We start from the raw sequence: 15,538 nt of genomic DNA, 5'->3' as shown, positions 1-15,538 counted from the left end.
AATTTTCCTTTCCTGTAACACAACTACTTGTAAAAAGTTATTTTCATGTTTTTATTTTATTCGATTAAGAATTCCCCGTAATGGAAAATCTTCATTACCGATGCGTTCACCAAATAAGAAACTGGTTATTGCTCCAATATAATTTGATTTTCTCTTAAATTCATTTCTATTCTCCCGCCTACATAAATTCATACATGGGTCTGGTAAAACTATTTTTTATCAACATCAAAAAAAGCATCTGTGAATAATTTCATCATTTTTTCTGATCCAATTGAAACTCTAAAATAATCTTTCAAAATTCCACTTTCATAAGAATGAATCAATATTCTCTTTTTTAAGCACAAAACCTTTTCAATCTCTAGTGGAGAAAAATACTTTGGCTTTATCAAAACGAAGTTGCCTTCACATTCAAGATAAACATAGTTTTCTTTTTTAAGTTCACTTACGAGATATTTTTTGCCAGTAATTTCGCTTTCAATTAGATTATTTATTAAACCTTGGTTTTCTAAAATTCTTTCTCCAAACAACAACGCGATTGAATTAGTTTCAAACGTTAATCTTGCATTTCTTAAATAATGAATAATGGTTGGATTGCTAATTACAATACCCATTCGGCAAGCAGCTAAGGAAAACAATTTAGAAAAAGTTCTTAAAACTATAACATTCTGATACTTTAAAGCTACATCAATTAATGAATTTGGATAAAAATAATGATATGCCTCATCAATTAATACAATCGCTCCAACTTCTTTTGCTCTCTTTATTATTCTTTCAACATTTTCTCGAGAATACACATTACCAACAGGATTATTAGGATTTACTAAAACAACTATCCTAACTCCTTTGTTTATCGAATTTAATATTTTTTCAACATTAATTGTTAAATCTTTTTCATATTCAACAGGAATGTGTTTTAAGCCCAAGATATTGCAGTTTACATCGTACATTCCAAAAGTAGGAGATACCGTTACCACCTCACTACTTTCTTTAGCAAAGGTTTCAAATACATATCTAATTGCCATATCCGAACCATTAGTTGTTAATACATTATTTTCAGAAATATGCATATAAGTAGCATATTTTGCAACAAAATTGTCTGGTTCTGGATAAGTTGCAAGAAATTCTGGAGTTATTTCTTTTAAAACACTATCAACAAAACTTTTTGGTAAACCTTCAGGATTTTCATTCATATCAAAACGATAAAAATTATATCTGTTTTGCTTTGGAAATATGCGTTTTGTTTTCATAATGTTTTTATTAACATAAAATTCCATTTTTTCCTCCTAAAAACTATATATTAATTAAATATTTTTGCTGATAATAATCTTTAAATTCATTGCAAATTTTCCGTGTTACACTTGAAGATATATATTGATTAGAGTTACCAAGTTCGATTCCCTTCATAAAAGCTAAAATTTCATATCGGATTCCTTCTCCTTCTAACTGATAAAAAACACGTTTATTATTTTGAGAATTTTCATATCTAATCTCAAAATAGTCCGTTTTCCACCATGGGGCGGGTACAATAACATAACCCATTGTTCCTGAAATAATTAATTGCCCCTCTGACTTTATTCCCTTTCCAACCATAAAAGATCCTGTGGCATGATTGAAAACATAATCTGTTTTTGTAAATAAATCAAAGCTGTCACTTTTATCGAATTTTTTAGAAATCGTTATTTTACTTTGATAATTTGTGCCCAAAATTTGAAAAATCGGAAGAATTGCAATTGCACCCCACGCTTCCATGCTTCCCCATACATCCAGTTTCTTATGATTTTTTAAATTATTTTGCGATGCTAAACTTGTACAAACTGAATCAACAGCTACCACATCACCAATTCTGCCGCTCTTGATTAATAGCAATAAGCGATAATAAGCTGTTGCGTAAGCAGTTTTTAAAGCTGGCATTAAAATACAGTTTTGTTCTTCTGCTAGATTTGATAACACATCATATTCTTTCGCATCTAATGTAATTGGCATTTCACATAGAACATGTTTTTTTTCTTTTAACGCTTGTTTTATCTGAGAAAAATGTTTGTCTATCTTAGAAGTGATATACAAAGCATCAACCTTTTTTAATAGTTCATCAAAATCGTTAGTAACAATTATTGAACTATCAATTTCTACTGAAAAGGGGCGACGTTCATCTGTACACAATCCTATTATTTTGACACCATTAATAAATCTTGATTCTCTAATGAATTTGTAAACATGATATGAACGTCCTATGATTCCTATTCTTAATTTGTTTTTATTAGTTCTTAACTGACTACTTGATATACCCTGCGTTCTATCTAAATAAATAACCTGACAATAATCCTTTAGATAATCAAATTTACCGTTCCAATCAGAACCTACTGCAAAAATATCAATATTAAATCTTCTAATATCATCAATTTTTTGTCCTTCATATTCTTCAACAATTATCTGATCGGCCAAGCCTGTAGCCTTGATATTTGCAATTCTTTCCGATAAATTTTGTTGAACATTTATTTTTCCTCGTGCTTGATCAAAGCTGTCAGCAGTTACTCCAACTATTAAAAAATCGCCTAATTTTTTTGCTCTTTTTAATAATTGTAAATGACCGTTATGTAACAAATCAAAGGTCCCATATGTTATTACTTTAGTCATCGAAAAATCTCCCCAATGTATGGCATATATCTTCAGATCTGACTATCGATCACAGGCATGTCCAAAATTTATTTCATTAACATAATTGTGTCCTACTTGTTCCTCAACAGGAGGACGTTGCATAAAGTTTGGGCCATAAAGAATAGTCAAATACTCCTGACTACGTTTGTAAGCCATGAATTGATGTTTCTCGAATTCTATTTCTATAAATTCTTGACAAATTTCCTTTGGAAAACCATATTCACTATGCGGCATACTAAACGTATACGTTCTCCATAATCTCGTTTCTTTTCTATTAGAAAAATCAGCAATTTTGCCTAGTATGCAAAAAGCTGTCCTTGAAGGAACTAAATTCAAAAGTTTATTCCAATAGCGAATTAAAAAGTTTCTTCCATTAACCTTATTCAGTTCCGAATTTAAAATCGTCTTTAAGATATAACATACAAAACAATGAACTTGTCTCAGTGGAAATGAGTCTGGAACATTATCTCTGATAAAAATATCGATAAAAATCCCACCCTTTTGTTTTAAATGATCTTGTCCAACTCTTTTAAATACAGTTTCCTTACGCCTTAATTTTGCATAACCAAAAATATAATTTTTATCCGTACGATAATTTTGCAAAAAGAAACGTGAACGATCCAAATCTTGTTGACATACTTTAAAAAACTTATTATATTCTTTTCTTGAAACAACAACATCAACATCATCGTCCCACGGAATAAAGCCTTTTTCTCTAACAGCACCTAATAATGTCCCTCCATCAAGCGAATATTTAATTTTGTATTTTCGACAGATTCGATCAAATTCAAGTAATATCTCTAAATCAACCTGATGAAGTTTTCTTAATTGAATGGAAGATAAATTGATTGTCTTTTTCATAATTTAAAATTCCTTTTTAAAAAATTATTTAAATTTTCTTTTTTTATCTCCTCGTAAATCCTTTTTCCACTTGTACCATCTGTATAACTATAAATAGAATTAGCTAAATTTTTTCGGTATTTTCTTTTTATATCTTTCCCATTAACTAAATCCTTAGCAATTTGCTGCCAAGGATACTCTAAATCATAAAAATGATAAAAAGCTTCATCTGGCATCAAATTATATTTATCTAATTTATCTGATGCTATAATGATTGGTCGATTTGTTATCGTATAGGATGCCATTAAAGAATTTGGCTGTGAAATGTACGCGTCAGAAGAATTCAAAAAGGATTGATACTCTGCCCCGTCATCAAAAATAATATTTGGATATCTTGGTGAACGTTCTTTAATTTCTTTAACCATTTGATCATATCGCTCTAACATTTGAGGAAGGTAATGAGCAATTGAAATCCGTGTCAATGGGTGAGGTCGCCAGATAACTGCACAATTAGGAATCATTCGGGCTGCATCAAAAACTTGCTCAATAAAAGCCAAACCATAAAAAGAATCATTGATTAAAAACATACAATTTGTATCTAAAGCAAAAACAAATTTTCCTGTCAATTGATTTTGCCATTTGGGAGGAATATTTTTGCCCTTTTTAGTTACTTGATAAACCGCATCCAGCTTAGGTGATCCTAAGGCCAAAACCTTTTCAGCTGGAATACCGTATTTAATAGCTGCATCTTTAACATATTGTCCAGCAACAATAATCTTATCTATATTTCCCATAGTTGGTGTTGTATAAGCAAAATATTGATTATTACCGGTTAGCTTTCTGAGTCCAGTAATATGATATGGTACATATACCAACATATTAGTATATTTCTTTAAATTGGAGGTAAAGAATCTTTCATCCACTTGTGTAATTGTATTAAATTGATCATACGCATTATGAATAAAAATAATGTCCGGTTCTTCTTGTTCTAAATTGTATTGGTCAAATGGTGTAATTTTTACATCTTCAGGAAACAAATCACCTTCATAAGTTGGAATTTTTTGACTATCTGCTAATTTATAGTATGGGATGGGAATCACCTTTGTTACACAATCAGGATCTTTCTGAGCCGTTTCATATATTGAGGCTAGACTATCCCACATTGTCACCTTATATGGCATAAACGCTACATTTAGCTTAAGTGGAATTAGTTTATCAAGTTTACTAAAAATAATTTGTAGGAGCTGCTTCATTTTTACAGTTAATTCTGCATTAACAGTAATTTCTTGTTCATTAATCAAAGTTAAGAGATCGTATACTGCCTGCAAGTCAGCAAAAACGGTTTCTTTTTCAGAAAATTCAGCTATAAGGTTATCATAGATTGTACTGATAGCTATTTGACAATTGGCAATAACATTAGCCTGTTCATTCTCATTTTCTAATAAATCTGTCATTTGAATTATCGTTTTCAACAATTCTAGTAATCGACGCTTTTTTTTTAAAAAGATCATTGCTTATCTACCTCGGTCTATTATTTACCCTAAGTTTTATATCGGTTGCCAACAGATAACTTTAAGTCTAATTTCATTAGAAAAAATTTCCATTTGAAAATTTGTTGTTTAAAACTTGCTTCTTCCAACCGATAGTAGACTGTAGATAAGTATTAAATAGCATTTAAGGAGCTTTTTTAATGAATGATCTTACACGACAAAATAAAATAAGGAACTTTGTTCAGATGAATCAACGTCCTTACACAACTACTTTGACAATTTCTCTGTTAGTTTCAAATAGTATCAAAACTATTCGTAATTGTATGGAATCACTGCAGCCTTTATTGTACCAAGTACCCAGTGAATTAATCGTTGTCGATACTGTTGGACCAGAGAACAGTGATGGTTCTTTGGCAATTGCAGAAAAATACGCCGATAAAGTTGTCCATTTTAAATGGTGTGATGACTTTGCTGCTGCCCGAAATGCCGGACTCAAAGAAGCTCATGGTAAATGGTTCATGTTTATTGATGATGATGAATGGTTCGATGATGTTAGCGAATTAGTTGAGTTTTTCAATAATGAAAATGAACAAAATAAATATTTTTCATTAGCCTACAACTTCCATAATTATTACGACTCAACTGGAACTAACTTTAAACTAACTAAGTCTAATCGTTGTTCTAGACTTTGGAATTATTCACATTTCAGCGGAAAAGTTCATGAATTTTTAGATCCAACCTACTCTCCAACTAAATATGTAACTTCTTTTGTTCACCACTATGGCTATGCTAAAGAAGTTGGAAAAAACAAATTCAAACGTAACGATAAACTACTTAAAAGTATTGTTTCAAAGTCTCCTCAGGACATGCATAGTTGGGCTCAATTAATTGCTGGTTATGATCGGGACACATCAAAGAACCGAGAAAAAATAACTTACTTCGCTGAATTAGCATTGAGAAATTTTCAAAAAATAAATAACCCCAAAGAAAATGAACAGACTTTTGCTGCCGCCATTTTGGGTTACTGGCTACAGTCTGCTTCATTAGATAAAAATTGGCATCAAGTCATAAATCTAGCAAAAAACTACCTTAAAATAATGTTTTTAAGAAATTATGATCTATGTATGATTGATTACTTTGTTTTTAATGCTTTAATTCAACTAAACAGTAAGGATAATTTAAAAACTATTTTTAATGAATACTTAATGAATTTCAATATGCTTAAAGATAATGAAGAAAATCTACTACAACAATATACACCTTTCTTATCTTACACAGTTTCTTATACTAAATTAGCTAATATGACTTCAACCGTACTATCCCACCTAATTGAAGTTAAGGATTGGAACGAATGCTCCAATTTGATTAACCAATTGCCTCTATCATCTAATTTGGATAACTTTTCTCAAGTACTTTTAACTATTTGTCAAATATCATTCAAGAATAATAATCCGACGATTCTTGCTGATGTTTGGAGAAAAATCAATGATAAAGAATCCAATTGCTTAAAATTAGGTAAAATTTTCAATTCATATAAGTTTTCTCTGACACTTGAAGATGAAACAAAATTCATGGAATTGCTAACCAGAACTAATATAAATCATCCTTATTTCAAATTGCAGCAGGCTGAATTATATAATGAAAACACTAACGAAAGGGAACAACTCACGGAAAGACTAGCAAATAATAAAATTATTTGTTCATCTCCATATGAAGAATTGTTTATTTTGCTTGTTACTTGTAAAAAGGATCCAAGCAGTGTTGTTTTGTCATTAGATTTTAATGAATTAAACAGTTTAGTTAACTACATTAATACTTTCTTTCTCAAAAGAATTAAAAGCATACCAAACTTTATTAACAAAATGGAAAAATGCTATCCTCAATGCCCTCAAAGAGACCTACTATGCATGAATCTTAGACAAACATATTTGTTCAGTAATCAGATTCTTTTGACAGATATTTATCGAGAAATTGATAATTATGTATGTGATTCTTTAAACTTTGCTCATAAAATATACAACGTTGAAAACTTTCAGCTTAATCTTAACAACTTATTACCAGCAAATTTCAAATTTGCTTACTACCTTCACTCGGCACTCTCTTCAAAAAAAATGCAGAACGAAGTTAACTATCTCAAAAATCTAAACCTAGCTCTAAAAGCTTATCCTAAGGGAAACTCATTAATAAACAAATTAATTTTTAATTTTGATAATAAGATTAAAAAAGTTAAACATAATCAGCAGGAATTTAATCAGTTAGCTGCACAAATTAAAATTAAAATTCGTGCTTTAATTGCTGCTGATCAAAAACAAGTTGCGTTGCCTTTATTGAAATCATTGGTTGAAATTGTTCCCAATGATTCTGAAGCAACTGACTTGTTACATCAAATCACAAAATAGTAAAAAGATTAAAAAAGCCTGCCAAGTTCATCTCAAATAATGAATTTGGCAGGCTTTTTGGTAATTGTAATCATTCTTTTTTCTGTTCCAATTGTTTCCAGGAATCTAGTAACTCAGACATTGTATTAATTGCGTTATCAATTAGCGAATTGTCTTTATTTAGATTAGCCTGAAGCAGTTGTTCATTACAAAAATCATATAAATTAATCAAGTTCTGCGAAATTGTAACATCAACATCAGTGTTTACTGAATTCTTTAACTCGGCAATAATATTTTGTGCCTTGACTAGCTGAGTATGTGCTTGGACAACATTTTGTTTGTCAATTGCTACTTTTGCCATTTTCATGCTCCGAATTGCACCTTCATATAGCATTACTACTAACTTGATAGGCGATGCTCCCATTACTTGATTCTTCAAATAACTATTATTAACCTCTTGATACCCCATTTTCTCCCACTCCTAAAAATCAAAATCAATTAATGATCGGCGTCGATCACGATCCAGATAAGCTTTCAATGCCCCTCGTGAATAAGTCAGTTCTAACACTTGCCTTTTAACTTCTGCTTTATCCTGGCGAATTTTAGTTAAAATCTGCTGATATTCAGTAACAATCTCATTCACTAATTTTCGATCTGATTGATCCAATTTATTTAAAGAAAATCCCAGTTTTTCTAAATCAGCAATGTGCTGTTTATTTTTTTTAAAAATCAACTCTGCCTGTGGTAATGTTTCATCCCAATCCTGCAAACATTGCAAAATAGCTTTCAGGATTACTACTCTTTGTCGATTTAATTTTTCTTGATAATAATTATCCATTATTCACCTGATTCAGTTTAACTCTTGCTTGAAGAAGAATTCAGTGCTGAACTGCTGCTAGTAAAGTAGCTTAACTCTGATTCTCCTTCCATCATTGCCTGATCTAAGCGGGTAAAAGTATCAATATATTGCTGTTTTTGCATTTCTAAGGTGCTCTCAAAATCTTTAATTTGGCTATTCAAGTCCTTGATTTGGCTCTGATAGCCATCAGTTTTAATTTGAATAATACTCTTATTAGCTGTCAGTGCTCCAGTAACGCCAGAGAGGTATTTGTTAACCAAATCCAGCACACCTTGGCTATAACCCGAACTTGAGATTGTTACCAAACCACTTGCCGTTGTCTTAGCTGAATAAAAGAAATCTTTCACTGCAGTTGGGTCATTACTAATAGCTGCTTTTAGCTTATCAGTATCAAGCCCCAGCGTACCATTTTTATCGACAAACGAAATTCCAACTGAATTAGCATTCATCGTTGAGCCGGCAACTGTTGGATTGGTTACCAGACTACTCAGGCTAGATTGCAGCTGTATTAGTTCATTATCACCAACTAAAGGTCCGGTTGTATTGTTAGATTGAGTCGGATCACCAACATCTAAGTCACTGGAAATTGTACTCATTAAAGTATTATAGGAGTTGACCATATCTTGGACTGCGGAAACAATCTTCGATGTATCATTGGCCAGTGACAAAGTAACGTGCGAATCACTAACCTTATTAAGATTAAACGTTGTGCCATCTACTACATCAGTAATTGTATTACTATCACGTTCAATCGTCATCCCGTCTAATTCAAATTTAGAATTTTGACCACTGGTAGTTGTTGCCCCAGTGCCAAGGCCGAGACCGTTAATAACATCTGTATCTCCACCGACACCAATTTTTTTTGTTCCCAGCGTTGTACTGGTCAACACTAAGTGGTTATCAATTACCGATGCCCTAACATGTGATCCCTGCGTTGTCTTACCATCATCATCCGTTGAATCTGCTGTTAAAGCGTTTATTTTAGCAGCTACCGTATTTAACGTATCTGAACTATCCAGTTTAATGTCAAATGTCAAAGAATTGCCGTTACTGTCAGTATCAGGGCTTGTTAAAGTCAAGCTTCCAGTTAATCCCAGCTTAGTTTTACTGCTGGTGGAAGCTTGAGTTCCATTAATTGAGGTCGCTGTTGCCAGTTGATCAACTTTTAGATCATAAGTATCTTGCTGTGCAGTAGTCGTACCCGAAATTGTTGCAATACTTGAATCAGTGGTCGTTGCTACTTTTGTTAAATACGTATCGTTAGATTGCAGTGCCTTAACTTTAGTTGAAAATAAAGTTAGTTGGGTGCTAATTGCATTCCAAGCATTTTCTTGCGTTTGAATCGTTGAAATTTTGTTCTGCGCATCCGTTTCATTTTGGTAAGCTGCACTAGATTTCAATAAGGTAATAATATCACTGGCAGTAATTCCAGAATATTGTCCTAAGGTTGAGCTAATACCATCAGTTGTTAAAACTGCCATAATTACTCACTATCCTTTCTTATTGACCATAATTCCCATCTCATCCCAAATATGTCCAATTAAATCCAACATTTTTGATGAAGGAATCTCTTTAATAACTTTACCCGTCTTTTCATTTATCAGCTGAACATAAATTCGCCCAGTCCGTTTATGAATCTTAAATTTTGTTTCGACACTATCGTTTTCCAACTGTTGATTAAATTTATTCATCGTTGTTTCAAGTTCTTTAGCTTGCGGCTTGTCTTGTTGTTCTGAGACATCAGCCTTGACTTGTTGCTGCATGGACTTCATGGTTTGTTGTAGTTGTTGTGCTTGAAAACTGCCAAACTGATTATCGGACTGCTTGAACCATTCAGCATCAATTCCACCGATTTTACTGACAGCATCAATATGTTCATTACTCATAGTCTGACCTTCTCCCATTTTTAATTGAATAAAAAGCTTGCTTCTTATGTAGGAAAAGCCGCCCGCCAACTGACGACCGACTTTCCAAATACTACAACAAACCTAAAGATTAGCCTTGTAATAAGGTCAAAACACTGTTCGGCATTGCATTAGCCTGTGCCAACATTGAAGTAGCAGCCTGTGTAAGAATATTATCCTTGGTAAACTGAGTCATTTCTTGGGCCATATCGACATCACGAATCCGTGAGTTAGCTTCTGACAAGTTCTCATTAGAAGTTTCCAAGTTGCTGATAGCATAGTTCAAACGGTTCTGCGTAGCTCCCAGAGTTGAACGTTGTGTTGTAACTGTTGCAATTGCTGAATCAATAGCAGTAATTGCAGCATTCGCAGATTTAATATCTGCGGCAGTGTTATCCGCAGTTCCCGTTTGACTAGCCACAATATCAATTTTACTGTCTAACCCAAGAGCAGATGCATTCATTGCTGAGATTTGAACTGACAATGTTTGATTAGCATTCGCCCCAACTTGGAAAGTAAATGTCGTTGCCGCAGTGGCAGTAGCACTAGTACCTAACAAATTCTTATTGTTGAACTGAGTTGTCCCAGCGATTCGAGTAATTTCGTCCTTCAAATCACCAAATTCTTTATCAATTGCTTTACGATCATCGGTTCCCAAAGTACCGTTAGAACTTTGAACAGCTAAGTCACGCATCCGGTCGAGCATTGTCTGAATCTGGCTTAAACCACCTTCAGCCGTCTGAATCAAAGAAACACCATCTTGAGCATTACTTTGAGCTTGGGTCAAGCCACCGATTTGAGCCTTCATTTTTTCAGAAACAGCTAAGCCAGCTGCATCATCAGCTGCACTGTTGATCCGGGAACCGGATGATAATTTTGTAAGAGCAGAACTCTTAGCATCTGTTGCTTGGTTTAAATAACGCAATGTTGTCATTGCTGAGACATTCGTATTGATTCTCATGTTAATTCCTCCAATTAAAATTCTTTTATTTCTGAGGTTTTCCCCCTCTGTTTATATGTATCGGCCGGAAAGAAAGGTGTTTAATAGTTTTGCCAAAATATTTTTATTTTCAGCTCAATTTTTTGCATTAATCATATACAATTATCAGCAAATTATTACTCGAAAACAAAAGAATTAATGCTGCAAACATGGTAAAACTCGTACTTTGAAAAATATAAGTAAAGATGTTATAAAAAAATCTAAATAAAATTTAAAAAGATTACAAAGTTAACAGTTAGAGCAAGAGATAAATGATTAATTCATTTACCGACCTTTCACACCACCGTATGTGCGGTTCCGCATACGGCGGTTCAACAACTTAAGCACTCTGGATTTGTTGAAGAATCTCGGTCATATTTATCAGGCCAAGGTTCTCCAGCTTTTCATTGATCTTTACTCACCATATCGTCCTTTAATTAATGAACTCTTCCCCAATGCAATTATTATCGCTGATCATTTCCATGTTGTCGTGCAAGCTTTTCAAGCTTTAAATTCAGTTCGACTTCAAGTCATGAGGCAAACCGGTAGTGGTTCTCACGATTGGCGTGCGCCTAAACGGTAGTGGAAATTATTGTAAAGGATTCAGCTGAAATAAACTACCAACATTAGTCCAAACGGATTAATTTTCAAAACCGACAATTATGTGATGCAGATGTTGTCGATCGCCTATTAGCTATGTCTGATGAATTGAAAAACGCCCACACTTATACCAACAACCGTTATATGTCATTCATCATCAAGATACGGAAGCTTTAAATAGTTTATTAGATTCAGCTTCTGAGATGCTTGAACAAATAAAGAAAGCTAACCGAATGCTACGTAAACATCAAGCTGAAATCATTAACAGTTTCAAAACATCGTTTTCAAATGGTCCAGTAGAAGGTACCAATAATAAAATCAAAGTTATTAAACGGACCGCGTATGAATTTAGAAATTTTGAGAACTTTCGTTTAAGAATTCTGATATCTTTAAAAAACAGTTATATCAGCCTAAACTATCATTACTACATTAAAAAAACTATCCATTCCGAAGAACAGATAGCCTAATAATTCAGCTATAACAATTTAAATTGCAAATTAAATAATTTTATTTATCAATACTACTAGAAAACAAAACTTGTGAAAACTGCTTTTTAGTAAAGAAACAATCACAATTGCTTAAATACAGAACATGAGAAAAACACCATCACCTAGACCATACCTTAGGTTTTTTTGAATTAATTGCTTGTCAACACCAATTAGTACATATAATCCAAGATTGTTGTCTGCATAATTTTTGTTCCCATGGCCAAAGTTGCATTATAGGTTAGCTTTTCTTTTTCAAATTTTGAATAAGCTGCTGCTACATCAACATCTTGATCGTTTGAGAGACTTTCTTTCAAATTGGTTGCCTGTGATTGATTACGACTTAGCGCTGACTGTAAACGATTTGTTAAAGCTCCAATTTGAGTCCGGATATTAACAAAATTATCGCGATAGGCATCTGTATCTGATAGTAATGTTCCACTTAATTGATCCTTATTATCACTATTAAGTGCTGTTACAACATTGTTGAAATAATCTCCTAAACTTGCCGTTTGAGCTCCGATACTACTATTCGAGACGAACTTACTCCCGTTGGCAAACAAGTTAACCGAAACATTATCGGCAATCTGTCTTGATAAGTTTCCAGCCGTTCCACTATATTTTAGGCCGGTAACATCCCCAGCAGCATTTTTTTCTAGCTCAAAAGGCTTAGTTGTCGTGTTTTCACCCGCAAAAATATACTTATTACCATACTTGGTATTTAGCGTATCAACAATTTGGCCCATATCTTGTTCAATTTCAGCCTTATTCGCACTATTAACATCTGCACCATTTGTACCATTAGCTGAGCTTTGAATCAAATCCCGCATTCTTAACATGACATCACTAATCGAACTTAACGCCGAATCTTGCATTTGGTTCCAAGAAACGCCATCTTGAATAGTATCACCATACATCGCATTTTGATCAATCGACGTATTCAGATTAATGATATTAGATGCTTTTAATGGATCATCAGAAGCTTCTGTTAATTGTTTTTGACTGGATAGCTGCGTCATGGTTTTCTGCATTTTAGCTGTACTGGTTTCATAGCTGGTTAAGAAACTATCATACATTGTACTATCAGCAATTCGCATTATTTATCACACTCCTGTCTTGTTAATCAAAGTATCAAGCATATCAGAAATAACACTAATCACCCGGGCATTAGCTTCGAAGCCACGTTGGTAAGCAATGACATTGGTAATTTCTTCATTGACTGATACTCCAGACACAGTCTGATCTTGATTGTTTAGCTGACTTAGAACTGAATTCTGGGCAGTCGCTAAATTATCAGCTTGCTGTTTAGAAATTGCATTTTTAGTAACAATATTATTAAAAGCATCTGAATAAGTTTTACCGCTAGCTGATGCGTCAAAAGTCATCGTTGTTTTATTATATGAATTCAATTGGCTGTCAGTTATTGGATAATCGAACTTTTGGGTACTCAGATTAACAATCGCTGTCGCCACAGAATTATCACCTGCAGCACCACTAGCACCGGTAGTTAATTTATCTGGATCAGCTGCTAAAGCAGAGTTAACTGCCATTTTAGAAGCATACGAACTGGCATCATTACCAATTTCAAAAAAGCCACTCGTACTACTTTGCCCATTGGTATAAACCATATTAATTGTTTTGGCAATTGTCGTTGCAAAATTATTCAATTCTTGTAATCGTTGAGTAACCTCTTCCGCCGCAGTTTCCAAGCCGCCAATTGTGCCGTTATCAATGTTTACTTGACTGTAATTGACTTGATCATCATCACCAGTTTGAGTTAGTAAAATGGTATTTGCCGGATAATTACTGCTAACTTGCTGTTGACCATCAACTGTATCACCATCTTTAGCAATCGTTGCTGTCCCATCTACATTAGCAGTTACCACACTTAATGTATTACGAGTATCACCGTTTAAAATCGTCTGATCGCCTAACTTCAATGAAACTCGGCCATAATTATCAACCGAAGTTGTCACATCAGCAATGGTCGACAAATTCTTCAGGGTTGCATCTCGCTGGTCAAGCAAATCATTCGGTGTTTGACCAACACTTGTCAAATTATAAATTTGCTGATTAAGTGTCTGTAACTGCTTAACATCACTATTAAAATCAAGTGCATTCTTGGCTAGGGTACTTGTAATGTTGTCCCCTAAATCAGAGATATTACCTGCCATTTCTTTAACAGTATCAGCAAATGAACTGGCATCTTCAACTACTGAAGATTTAGCAGTTCCCAACTCAGGATCATCAGCAAGTGTATTCCAAGCAGTTGTCAAAGTTGACAATTGCTTAACGATTCCATTACTTGATGGTTCATTTAAAATGTCTTGCAACTGACCAAGCTTGTCAGACTTTTCTTGGTAATACTGGTATTTTGAATTAGCATCCCGCGCTTGCGTTCTAACAAAATCATCTACTACTCGATGAATGCCAGTTACATCGACTCCAGTCCCAACTGATCCAATCCCCGGTTCATAAAATGCCGGCTGCTCAGTCATGCTGACTTGCTGTCTTGAATAACCAGGAGTATTCGCATTGGCAATATTATTACCACTGGTTTCCATGGCTACCTGATTAGCGCTCATACCACTATTTCCAACATTTAATGCTCCAAATAAACTCAAAGTTGACCTCCAGTCTAGGCTTCCCAGTCAATTAAAGAAAGACTATCAGCAGCTCTCTTTGATTTATCTGGTGAATAAATTGTTCCTGGGGTTTTCAAATTACTGCGAATTGATTTTAACATCATTTCTTCAAATCCCATTGCCTGTTTAGTTAATAACAAATTTTCTTGCTGTGATGCTTGAATCTGTTGGATTAATTCTTTCATTCTAACTGTTACTTGACCCGGATATTCTTGAAAAGGCCGGACATACTTTTGCTTTTCTTCAACTAATGGTATGAGTTTGTCCGGCTGATTACTAATCAAATATTTTTTTTCTTGCTGCAGCAGCCGGCAAAAACGACGTAATAATTGTTCAAATTCAGCTGCCTTCATAATCAGTGCTTCCCTTGAGCTTTGATTTCATCAAACATCCCCGTAACAATTTCTTCAGGTGATGCTTGGTACTTGCCATTTGCAATCAATTTTTTTAGTTCATTAACTTTATTTGCATCAAAACCACGATCATTATTTTCATTTGCTAATATTTTTTTGGCAGTCGTTGATAGAGTCACACCGTTAGCTGTTTCAGCCTGCGTGTTTTTAACTGTATGAGCTGAATTGCTGGGTGAAAACTGATTATTGCTTAAATCAACTTTAATGTCATTGTTATAGTTGCCCTCAATTTTCATCATAAATGACCTCCTTTTTTCCCTGTCATATGTATCATATCGGACAACTACAAA

16 protein-coding genes are annotated in these 15,538 nt (G+C 33.7%); 3 read left to right on the top strand and 13 right to left on the bottom strand.

Annotated features, from left to right (window positions below):
* Positions 1-209 precede the first annotated feature (209 nt).
* From G6O73_RS10680 to G6O73_RS10665, 4 genes are read right to left on the bottom strand one after another with little or no spacing between them, the layout of a single operon-like run.
* Positions 210-1,274 carry a pyridoxal phosphate-dependent aminotransferase gene (locus G6O73_RS10680; protein WP_057885018.1) on the bottom strand — a complete coding sequence of 355 codons (1,065 nt, stop codon included), beginning with the start codon at positions 1,272-1,274 and terminating at the stop codon, positions 210-212.
* 16 nt (positions 1,275-1,290) lie between these two features.
* Positions 1,291-2,634 carry a Gfo/Idh/MocA family oxidoreductase gene (locus G6O73_RS10675; RefSeq protein WP_057885017.1) on the bottom strand — a complete coding sequence of 448 codons (1,344 nt, stop codon included), beginning with the start codon at positions 2,632-2,634 and terminating at the stop codon, positions 1,291-1,293.
* 42 nt (positions 2,635-2,676) lie between these two features.
* Positions 2,677-3,516 carry a LicD family protein gene (locus tag G6O73_RS10670; protein ID WP_057885016.1) on the bottom strand — a complete coding sequence of 280 codons (840 nt, stop codon included), beginning with the start codon at positions 3,514-3,516 and terminating at the stop codon, positions 2,677-2,679.
* Positions 3,513-4,949, bottom strand: coding sequence for a CDP-glycerol glycerophosphotransferase family protein (locus G6O73_RS10665; RefSeq protein ID WP_219935178.1), 1,437 nt, complete (start codon positions 4,947-4,949; stop codon positions 3,513-3,515). The genes G6O73_RS10670 and G6O73_RS10665 overlap by 4 nt, the downstream gene beginning before the upstream one ends.
* Positions 4,950-5,185: 236 nt before the next feature.
* Between G6O73_RS10665 and G6O73_RS10660 the strand changes: the two genes are divergently transcribed.
* Complete coding sequence (locus tag G6O73_RS10660) at positions 5,186-7,384, top strand: glycosyltransferase (RefSeq protein ID WP_057885014.1); 2,199 nt, start codon at positions 5,186-5,188, stop codon at positions 7,382-7,384.
* A 70-nt stretch (positions 7,385-7,454) separates the two neighbouring features.
* Here G6O73_RS10660 and fliS read toward each other — a convergent pair whose 3' ends face one another.
* From fliS to G6O73_RS10635, 5 genes are all read right to left on the bottom strand, one after another.
* The gene (fliS, locus tag G6O73_RS10655; RefSeq protein ID WP_057885013.1) at positions 7,455-7,832 is read right to left on the bottom strand and encodes a flagellar export chaperone FliS; all 378 of its coding nucleotides are present in this window, start codon (positions 7,830-7,832) and stop codon (positions 7,455-7,457) included.
* Positions 7,833-7,844: 12 nt separating this feature from the next.
* Positions 7,845-8,201 carry a hypothetical protein gene (locus tag G6O73_RS10650; protein WP_057885012.1) on the bottom strand — a complete coding sequence of 119 codons (357 nt, stop codon included), beginning with the start codon at positions 8,199-8,201 and terminating at the stop codon, positions 7,845-7,847.
* A gap of 17 nt (positions 8,202-8,218) precedes the next feature.
* Positions 8,219-9,703, bottom strand: coding sequence for a flagellar filament capping protein FliD (fliD, locus tag G6O73_RS10645; protein ID WP_235805037.1), 1,485 nt, complete (start codon positions 9,701-9,703; stop codon positions 8,219-8,221).
* A gap of 9 nt (positions 9,704-9,712) precedes the next feature.
* Positions 9,713-10,108, bottom strand: coding sequence for a flagellar protein FlaG (locus G6O73_RS10640; RefSeq protein WP_057885010.1), 396 nt, complete (start codon positions 10,106-10,108; stop codon positions 9,713-9,715).
* Between the two features lie 109 nt (positions 10,109-10,217).
* Entirely contained in the window at positions 10,218-11,087 is an 870-nt protein-coding gene (locus tag G6O73_RS10635) for a flagellin N-terminal helical domain-containing protein (RefSeq protein ID WP_057885009.1), read from the bottom strand.
* 376 nt (positions 11,088-11,463) lie between these two features.
* Here G6O73_RS10635 and G6O73_RS10630 point away from each other — a divergent pair, with 376 nt between their 5' ends.
* Complete coding sequence (locus G6O73_RS10630) at positions 11,464-11,688, top strand: transposase (RefSeq protein ID WP_162254586.1); 225 nt, start codon at positions 11,464-11,466, stop codon at positions 11,686-11,688.
* 124 nt (positions 11,689-11,812) lie between these two features.
* Positions 11,813-12,172 carry a transposase gene (locus G6O73_RS10625; RefSeq protein ID WP_083478440.1) on the top strand — a complete coding sequence of 120 codons (360 nt, stop codon included), beginning with the start codon at positions 11,813-11,815 and terminating at the stop codon, positions 12,170-12,172.
* A 191-nt stretch (positions 12,173-12,363) separates the two neighbouring features.
* Here the strand turns inward: G6O73_RS10625 and flgL are convergent, their stop codons facing one another.
* Genes flgL through flgM form a run of 4 tightly spaced genes read right to left on the bottom strand, consistent with a single transcriptional unit; the run spans position 12,364 to position 15,487 of the window.
* The gene (gene flgL, locus G6O73_RS10620) at positions 12,364-13,287 is read right to left on the bottom strand and encodes a flagellar hook-associated protein FlgL (RefSeq protein WP_057885007.1); all 924 of its coding nucleotides are present in this window, start codon (positions 13,285-13,287) and stop codon (positions 12,364-12,366) included.
* A 6-nt stretch (positions 13,288-13,293) separates the two neighbouring features.
* Entirely contained in the window at positions 13,294-14,814 is a 1,521-nt protein-coding gene (gene flgK, locus G6O73_RS10615; protein WP_083478439.1) for a flagellar hook-associated protein FlgK, read from the bottom strand.
* A 14-nt stretch (positions 14,815-14,828) separates the two neighbouring features.
* The gene (locus G6O73_RS10610; RefSeq protein ID WP_057885006.1) at positions 14,829-15,188 is read right to left on the bottom strand and encodes a flagellar protein FlgN; all 360 of its coding nucleotides are present in this window, start codon (positions 15,186-15,188) and stop codon (positions 14,829-14,831) included.
* 2 nt (positions 15,189-15,190) lie between these two features.
* Entirely contained in the window at positions 15,191-15,487 is a 297-nt protein-coding gene (flgM, locus tag G6O73_RS10605) for a flagellar biosynthesis anti-sigma factor FlgM (RefSeq protein ID WP_083478438.1), read from the bottom strand.
* Positions 15,488-15,538: the final 51 nt, after the last annotated feature.

The sequence above is a fragment of the Liquorilactobacillus nagelii DSM 13675 genome, assembly GCF_019444005.1.
Lineage (GTDB): Bacteria > Bacillota > Bacilli > Lactobacillales > Lactobacillaceae > Liquorilactobacillus > Liquorilactobacillus nagelii.
Note: the sequence above shows the minus strand (reverse complement) of the source record. Positions and strands in the feature narration are given on the sequence as shown.